Origin of the sequence: Methanobrevibacter sp. (assembly GCF_036307625.1) — an archaeon.
Taxonomy (GTDB): Archaea; Methanobacteriota; Methanobacteria; order Methanobacteriales; family Methanobacteriaceae; genus Methanocatella.
In genome coordinates, this window is the sequence record NZ_JAXJXF010000093.1 from 1 (window position 1) to 7,058 (window position 7,058).

At 35.3% G+C, this 7,058-nt stretch carries 8 protein-coding genes; 2 read left to right on the forward strand and 6 right to left on the reverse strand.

Annotated elements, in window-relative coordinates; genetic code table 11:
* Both UIB65_RS05660 and pth2 read right to left on the reverse strand, forming a co-directional pair.
* The coding region (locus UIB65_RS05660) for a delta 1-pyrroline-5-carboxylate synthetase (protein WP_330040158.1) at window positions 1-518 on the reverse strand (518 nt) is incomplete at its 3' end.
* Between the two features lie 50 nt (window positions 519-568).
* Complete coding sequence (gene pth2 / locus UIB65_RS05665; protein WP_330040168.1) at window positions 569-907, reverse strand: aminoacyl-tRNA hydrolase; 339 nt, start codon at window positions 905-907, stop codon at window positions 569-571.
* A 269-nt stretch (window positions 908-1,176) separates the two neighbouring features.
* Here pth2 and UIB65_RS05670 point away from each other — a divergent pair, with 269 nt between their 5' ends.
* Complete coding sequence (locus UIB65_RS05670) at window positions 1,177-2,955, forward strand: ribosome biogenesis/translation initiation ATPase RLI (protein ID WP_330040159.1); 1,779 nt, start codon at window positions 1,177-1,179, stop codon at window positions 2,953-2,955.
* A 22-nt stretch (window positions 2,956-2,977) separates the two neighbouring features.
* Here the strand turns inward: UIB65_RS05670 and UIB65_RS05675 are convergent, their stop codons facing one another.
* The 4 genes from UIB65_RS05675 to radB are packed head-to-tail and all read right to left on the reverse strand — an operon-like array spanning window position 2,978 to window position 6,016.
* Window positions 2,978-3,355, reverse strand: coding sequence for a putative zinc-binding protein (locus UIB65_RS05675; protein WP_330040160.1), 378 nt, complete (start codon window positions 3,353-3,355; stop codon window positions 2,978-2,980).
* Window positions 3,352-4,068 (reverse strand): ferredoxin, encoded by a 717-nt coding sequence (locus UIB65_RS05680; protein ID WP_330040161.1) that lies wholly within the window; start codon window positions 4,066-4,068, stop codon window positions 3,352-3,354. Before UIB65_RS05680 ends, UIB65_RS05675 begins: the two co-directional genes overlap by 4 nt.
* Window positions 4,069-4,078: 10 nt before the next feature.
* A complete protein-coding gene (locus tag UIB65_RS05685; RefSeq protein WP_330040163.1) occupies window positions 4,079-5,254 on the reverse strand; it encodes a pyridoxal phosphate-dependent aminotransferase in 1,176 nt (391 codons plus the stop codon).
* Between the two features lie 57 nt (window positions 5,255-5,311).
* Window positions 5,312-6,016 carry a DNA repair and recombination protein RadB gene (radB, locus tag UIB65_RS05690; protein ID WP_330040165.1) on the reverse strand — a complete coding sequence of 235 codons (705 nt, stop codon included), beginning with the start codon at window positions 6,014-6,016 and terminating at the stop codon, window positions 5,312-5,314.
* 213 nt (window positions 6,017-6,229) lie between these two features.
* Here radB and UIB65_RS05695 point away from each other — a divergent pair.
* Window positions 6,230-7,058: hypothetical protein (locus UIB65_RS05695; protein ID WP_330040166.1), on the forward strand; the 829-nt coding region annotated here is incomplete at its 3' end.

Below are 7,058 nucleotides of genomic sequence, written 5' to 3' on the forward strand. Positions count from 1 at the left end.
ATCGACGACTCTTGAAAAGTTAGTAATGTTGTTGCCTCGATTTTACTTATGAATGTTGAACCTGGCTCTTTCGGTTCTTGGGTATATATACCATTTACATCTGTTACTATTAAAAGGTTTGCATTTAGAAGGTGTGAAACATAAGCTGCAATGGAGTCTGAAGTCACATCCCATGAGCATTCAAACGGGTCTTCTGTTTTTAAAAATCTTGAAACAATAAAGATTGGAGTAAAACCATCATCAGAAATTTTATTGACCTCTTCAATGGAATATGCCAATTTGGTGGAGTCTACCTTATCATCTACAAGCTTTGCAATTATGTCCATGCAGTCAATGGCCGTCCAGTGATTGACTTCTTCGGAAAAATCCTGTTCATAGTCGTATTTGCGAATAAGATTTGCAAATTCGCCCCCTCCAAGAACAATAACAGAACCAGTGTTTTCCAATTGCCTTGCAAGTTCAATCGCATAATCTGGAAATAGGCTTCCCCCAATTTTTACAACCTGTTTTATGCCCATAATTTACACCACATTTAATTAAAATCAGCTTCGATTAAAATGACAGTTGTTCATAAAAGTTTCAAATCCCCAGTCACTTCGTCAATTATTTTATCTTCATCGGGACCGAGTGCCAAAACCGTAACGCTTGATGTAGGTATCTGGGTGCGTCCAGCATCAACCACCAGATAACTGGAAATGCCCTTTTGGTCCGCCAATCCTTTAAGCTCCAAAAGTTCCTCCTTGGTTTTGACTTTTAAAACTACCTTGGCATAAGCTTCATTTTCCCATTTCCTGATTTTATCCTGAGGAGATTTCTTGTATGCACCAATAGCTCCATGACAGCATTGGGCAGCAATCTTTCCCTTGCCCATTTTCAAATCTGTTCTTACAATCATTGCCTGTTTCATAAAAATAACATCCACTTTTTTAACTCTCCACATAATAAAATTTAGGAGAGATATTAAAAATATTTTTTCATCAAAACAAATGTTCATAACAATTGAAGCGAACGAAGAAAAAATATTCCCTCACAAATAAATTGGTTTTTTAACATCAATTTATTAGATTAAAAGCAATTTTACAATTTAAAATAATTTTTGAAAAATGAAATTATACATTAATTTAATTAAATAGAATTGATAGAATTATATATGATTATATTTTTAAGGAGATTATAATGACTCGTATTTCAATTTTAGATAAGGACAGATGTCAGCCTAAAAAATGTGATTATGTCTGTATTCACTACTGTCCAGGTGTTAGAATGGAAGAAGACACCATAGTAGTTGATGAAGATACAAAAAAACCGTTGATATCTGAAGAATTATGTGAGGGGTGCGGTATATGTACAAATCGCTGCCCATTTGACGCTATTACAATCATTAACCTACCTGAAGCTGCCGACAATCCGATTCACAGGTTTGGACAGAACCAATTTGAACTGTTTGGACTTCCAAACCTTGAAGAAGGAACTGTTTTAGGACTTTTAGGACCTAACGGTATTGGTAAATCCACAATCATGAACATATTATCCGGAAATCTGATACCTAACTTTGGAGACTTTGAAAACCCTCCTGAAAACTGGGAAAATGTCATTGAATTTTATAAAGGCTCTTCACTTCAAAAGTATTTTCAGGACCTTTCCGAAGGAAACATAAAAACCATCCTGAAGCCACAGATGGTTGACCAGCTTCCAAAGGTCGTTAAAGGCAAAGTGAAAGACCTGCTTACAAACGTCAATGAAAGAGACAAGCTAGAATACGTTACAAAAGAGCTGCAGCTTGAAAACGTTCTTGACAGAGAAATGCAAAATCTGAGTGGTGGAGAACTTCAGAGGGTTGCAATTGCTGCAACAGTTTTAAGGGAAGGAGACTTCTACTACTTTGACGAACCAACATCCTGGCTGGATGTTTCCCAAAGACTGAATGCAGTTAAAGTAATCAGGTCCCTTGCAGATGAAGGAAAAAGCGTTCTTGTAATCGAGCACGACCTTGCTACTTTAGATGCACTTTCTGACAACATCCACATATTATACGGACAGCCTGGAGGATACGGTGTAGTATCTGGAAGAAAGGGAGTTCGTTTAGGAATCAATGCATACATAAATGGATTTTTAGCTGAAGAAAATGTCAGAATAAGAAGAAATCCAATCGAATTTACAATAAGACCTCCAACTCCAGAAGATGAAGGGGATGCGCTTGCAAGCTATTCCGATTTGAATAAGGAATATGACGGATTTACATTGACTGCAGACGCAGGTGAAATCTTTTATGATGAAATCGTTACTGCGTTCGGTTCAAACGGTATAGGTAAAACCACATTCGCAAAAATGCTTGCTGGAGTCGAAGATCCGACTACTGGAGAAGTGGATGAGGAAGTTACAATAGCCTACAAGCCACAATACATTGTTTCAGACTTTGAAGGAACCGTCAGTGACTTTTTATACATGCATGCACCTAGTTTCGGAAGCAAAATCTTTGAAAGTGAAATAATGAATCCTTTGACTTTGAATGATATGCTTGACAAGCCCGTTAACGGTTTAAGTGGCGGGGAACTTCAAAGATTGGCAATAGCTGCAACAATTTCAAAAGATGCTGAAATATATCTTTTTGACGAACCTACAGCATTTTTAGATGTTGAACAAAGGTTAATCGCTGCAAGAGTTATCCGTAAGATGGTTGAAAGCAGAAATGCCGCATCACTTATTGTTGACCATGATATCGTATTTATCGACTACATTTCAGACAGGGCAATGGTTTTCAACGGAATTCCTGGTCTAAACGGTCATGCTTCCAAACCAACAGATTTGAGAAACGCAATGAACGAGTTTTTAGGAAACCTCAACATTACATTCAGAAGAGATAAGGAAACAAAAAGACCAAGAGTAAACAAGCTCGACAGTTACAAAGACCGTGAACAAAAAGAAAAAGGAGAATATTATTACTTATCAGATTAAATATTCTCTTTAATTTATTTTTTTAGATATTTTCAAGTTCTTTTAAAATATATTTTTTCAACACTTCAACTGATTTTTCACCATCATCATCCAAGCGAACAGCATCCAGAGGATTCAAATCATAAGTCTTGACAACAGCATCGGCAGCAATGTTTTTAACTGAATCGACCTGCTTTTCTTTCAGAATTACTGAAGCACAGTCATCACTGCATCCTGTTATTGTAACAATTTTTGCATCATCAAGAATAGGTGAACAGTTGTTGGGTTGTGCCGAATATTCTGTGATGCATGCTGCTACAATATTTTCATTTTCCAATGCAAGTTCAACGCTAGCTGCCCTTACAACTAATCCGAGCGGACTTAATCCGCTGCATGAAACTAAAGCTATTTTATCACTCATTTTTTCATTCTCCCATATCTTTTTTTAACTTTTTCATAACCTCTCTTATAAAACGGGCAGAAATTAATGCAACGACTGCATCCTTCACGGTGTGCAGTGCATAATTTTCTTAAGAATTTTCCATTTTCGTCAAATGCCTTTTCAGGGCATCTGTCAATGCATACCCCACATGTTGAACAGTAATCCTCAACCCATTTCAGCTCGTTTTCCGTTTTGAACGGAAGATTTTCTATTGAAGTCTGAATCATGAAAAATCCAAGGTTCAATCCTTCCTTGAACATGCACATGTTGCTTCTTGTAATTATTGCATCATTTGACTGCATTGCAATTGCCCTTAAGCTAACACGGTCATCCAACGGATTGATCAAATCCGCTTTAAATCCATTTTCTCTCAATATATCTGCAAGTGCAAATGTTTTGGCTCCGAATTCCTGGAATTCCTCATCCATCATCCGGCATTTTTCATCTGACGGTTCCATCTTGAGGATATCTTCAGACATCAGATATTTCAGAATAATGATGTTGTCCCAATCGATACCCCATTCTTTTTTAAAATCCTCACTCAACTTGGAAAAGCTCAATCCTGCAAATCTTGAAGCAATGGCCATATCAGCAAATTCCTGTAAAAAATCATCGGAAATAAGATTATTGGGATGGTGAGGGTTTTCTTGATTGTAAAAATTAGGAATAGGTTGATGATATCTCAATCTCATACCATTAACCTTATTTTTTTCTTAAAGCTTCCACAGCCTTTGGGAATTCTTCACAGAATACTTTAACCTCTTCAGTTGGAATTGAAAAACTTATACGTAAGTATCTGTCACCAAATTCTTCAGAAGTGTATTCCCCTTCCCTTGTGAACAATTTTTTCTGAATCAAATAATTGGACATCTCTTTAGGATTTATTCCTGCACCAGACATATCTATTACCATCATGTTTGCATCAGACGGATAAACCGGCAGAAATACCCCATCAATCGGTTCAATCATTTCATTGATTAACCTCTGGTTTTCAAAACAGGTTTCTCTTATTCTATCAAACCAATTATGTTTTGATTCAAGGCCTGCAATTGCACCGTATTGGGAAATGATATTTACACCCAAATCATTGACAACAGCATTTTTGATTGCATCAATAATTGGTTTGGATGAAATGACACCCCCAATCCTCAAACCGGCCATTCCAAATATTTTTGAAAAGCTGTAGATTGTCAATGTTTGACCTGGAGCATAATTTTCCACAAGGAAATGTTCGCGTGCAAAGTCTTTGTAGGTTATGTCATGCAATAAATATAAATCGTTTTCTTTTGCGATTTGAGCGAATTCTTTAAGTTCCTCTTCTGTGTATGAAGAGCCTAACGGATTCAATGGATCGATTAAAATAATCATACGAGTGTTTTCATCCATATTTTTTCTCACTAAATCAGGAGTCAACTTATAGTCATTTTCTTCATAGTAAATAGGAACATATCTGACTTCGCCTGCAAATCTGTTTGCAAAGTCTCCAATAATAAAGTAACCAGGATCAGATAAGATTACATTGTCTTCCGGTTCCAATAATGCCTGCATGACCAAATATAAAGATTCGGTTGCGCCGGAAGTCAGTAAAACTTCAAATTCCTCTAAATCCAAATCATCTAAAATCAATTGTTTAAGTTCAGAAAATCCTTCAGGGGCAGGATATTTGCAATATGTCTTTTTGCGAATTGCATCAATCATGGCATTGGCTATTGTATCGTCATGCAGATGGTTGGTATTTTGACCCATCCAAATCATGTCTTCATCCATATACATGTCCTCAAAAAAGTCATTTGCATTATCATAACCTTTTGGAGGTACCCGTTCAGTTTTTTGAAACTTTTTTTTGGGTTTTTTAATATCGAAATCCTTTTCCCTCATATTATCACTCAAACAATTCCAAAATTAATATATATTTTTAATTATTAATAAAAGTACCTAAATAATGCCCCGAGAAGTGATTGAAAAAGTGGCCTTATTGCCTTCAGGAATACTTCTGTGGCGAATCAAAGTGGCAATTCTTTGGTTGATTTCTTCACCACGCTCCAATTGAAGTATGACTTTGCTCCAGTACTGCAAAATAGTTCCGCCAACTGCCTTGACATCATTATTTCCTTCATCATCAAAAGCATTATATATCTGATTTGTCAATATTACTGCGATATCGTATTGTCTTGCAATCTTGGACAACACTCCCATCTGCTTACCCAATTCCTTATTTAGTTTAGCAGATTTCATATCATCAACCCTGTAGAGCGCAACTGCAGAGTCCAGAACCAGCAAATCAACTTCATCATGATTTTTTCTAAGCCAAACATCAATTGACCGCAAGTTTTCATTTTGTTCTATAAAACTAGTCGGTTCAAAAACTATTATATTATTGGCTACATTTGAAAAGTCAGATCCTGAAATCTGTTTAATTCTGTCAATTGAAATTCCGCCTTCAGTATCTATATAAATCACTTTTCTATTATTTTTTGCAACATTAACCGCTAATGTTAATGCAATATTGCTTTTACCTGAACTAGGTGGGCCGAATATTTGGGTGATTGTACCTTTTTCAAAACCTCCACCCAACAAAACATCCAATGATGAATTGGATTGGATTTTATGATTGTCTTCAAAATTAGCCAACACTTTCATGATAAAATATTGTTTTTCATGATATATTAATTAAATTGTAGCCAAAAAAAAACTATTTTATTTGCTTAAAAATGAATTAAACCAACATATTTTAAGAATCAAGTAAAATACGAATAATTATCTAAATTTAAGCGAGAGTGACCGTTTGGTTACTTTAAATTTATATATAACTCCATTACAATGGAATTAATACAAAGAAAAGAGGTGAAAAATTTGAAAAAGACAATAATTACAATTTTTACAATCTTTTTAATTATCACATCAGGTGTAAATTTTGTCTCAGCAGAAAACAGCACCGAAGAAGCAGTTAAAAATACCGGTACAGCACAGCAGGAGGAAGTAATCCCCCAAAAAAATGCCGAAGAAGAAAAAAGCAGAACCGGTGAAAGTGTAAAATCAAAAGAAAATGGACATTTCAACATTACTTTTGAGGACGGATACAACGGATACTGCATCAATTACGGAGATCATGAGGCAAAAGTCAATGATGAATTTGAAGTTAAGGACACTGACTCTGCAATCAACAATAAAAATGGAGAGTCAATCGGACATTACTTAAAAACTTTCTTTGTCGAATTCCACGACATTGCTGTAAAAAACAAATACGATACCCAAAAAATCATTTGGGCATTCAGCGACAATTTTGATTTCAACAAACCTTTAGTTCAGAAAATCAAGGATGCTTCCGTTAATTTAACAATTCCAGACCATGGTGCAATTAAAAAAATCAATGAAACAACAGAAGCATTTTTTGATTTTGAGGTATTAAGTACCAATAAAAACAATCATCAAAACTTCTTCGGATACAAAATTACATACAGAAACATTCCAGTTGAATCTGAAAACAATACTGTTGAAAAAGAAGAAAACAAACCAAACCTAAGCACACCATTTGAAAACAACACAACAGAAAAACAAGAAAATACAACAATACCACAAGAAAACAAAACCGAAAACAAAACACAAGAAAATACAACAATACCACAAGAAAACAAAACCGAAAACAAAACACAAGAAAATACAACAATACCACAAGAAAACA

Coding starts and splice junctions, on each gene's coding strand:
- UIB65_RS05680 (WP_330040161.1), bottom strand. CDS start 4,068: ATGAGATTGAGATATCATCAACCTATTCCTAATTTTTACAATCAAGAA.
- UIB65_RS05675 (WP_330040160.1), bottom strand. CDS start 3,355: ATGAGTGATAAAATAGCTTTAGTTTCATGCAGCGGATTAAGTCCGCTC.
- UIB65_RS05670 (WP_330040159.1), top strand. CDS start 1,177: ATGACTCGTATTTCAATTTTAGATAAGGACAGATGTCAGCCTAAAAAA.
- pth2 (WP_330040168.1), bottom strand. CDS start 907: ATGAAACAGGCAATGATTGTAAGAACAGATTTGAAAATGGGCAAGGGA.
- UIB65_RS05685 (WP_330040163.1), bottom strand. CDS start 5,254: ATGAGGGAAAAGGATTTCGATATTAAAAAACCCAAAAAAAAGTTTCAA.
- radB (WP_330040165.1), bottom strand. CDS start 6,016: ATGAAAGTGTTGGCTAATTTTGAAGACAATCATAAAATCCAATCCAAT.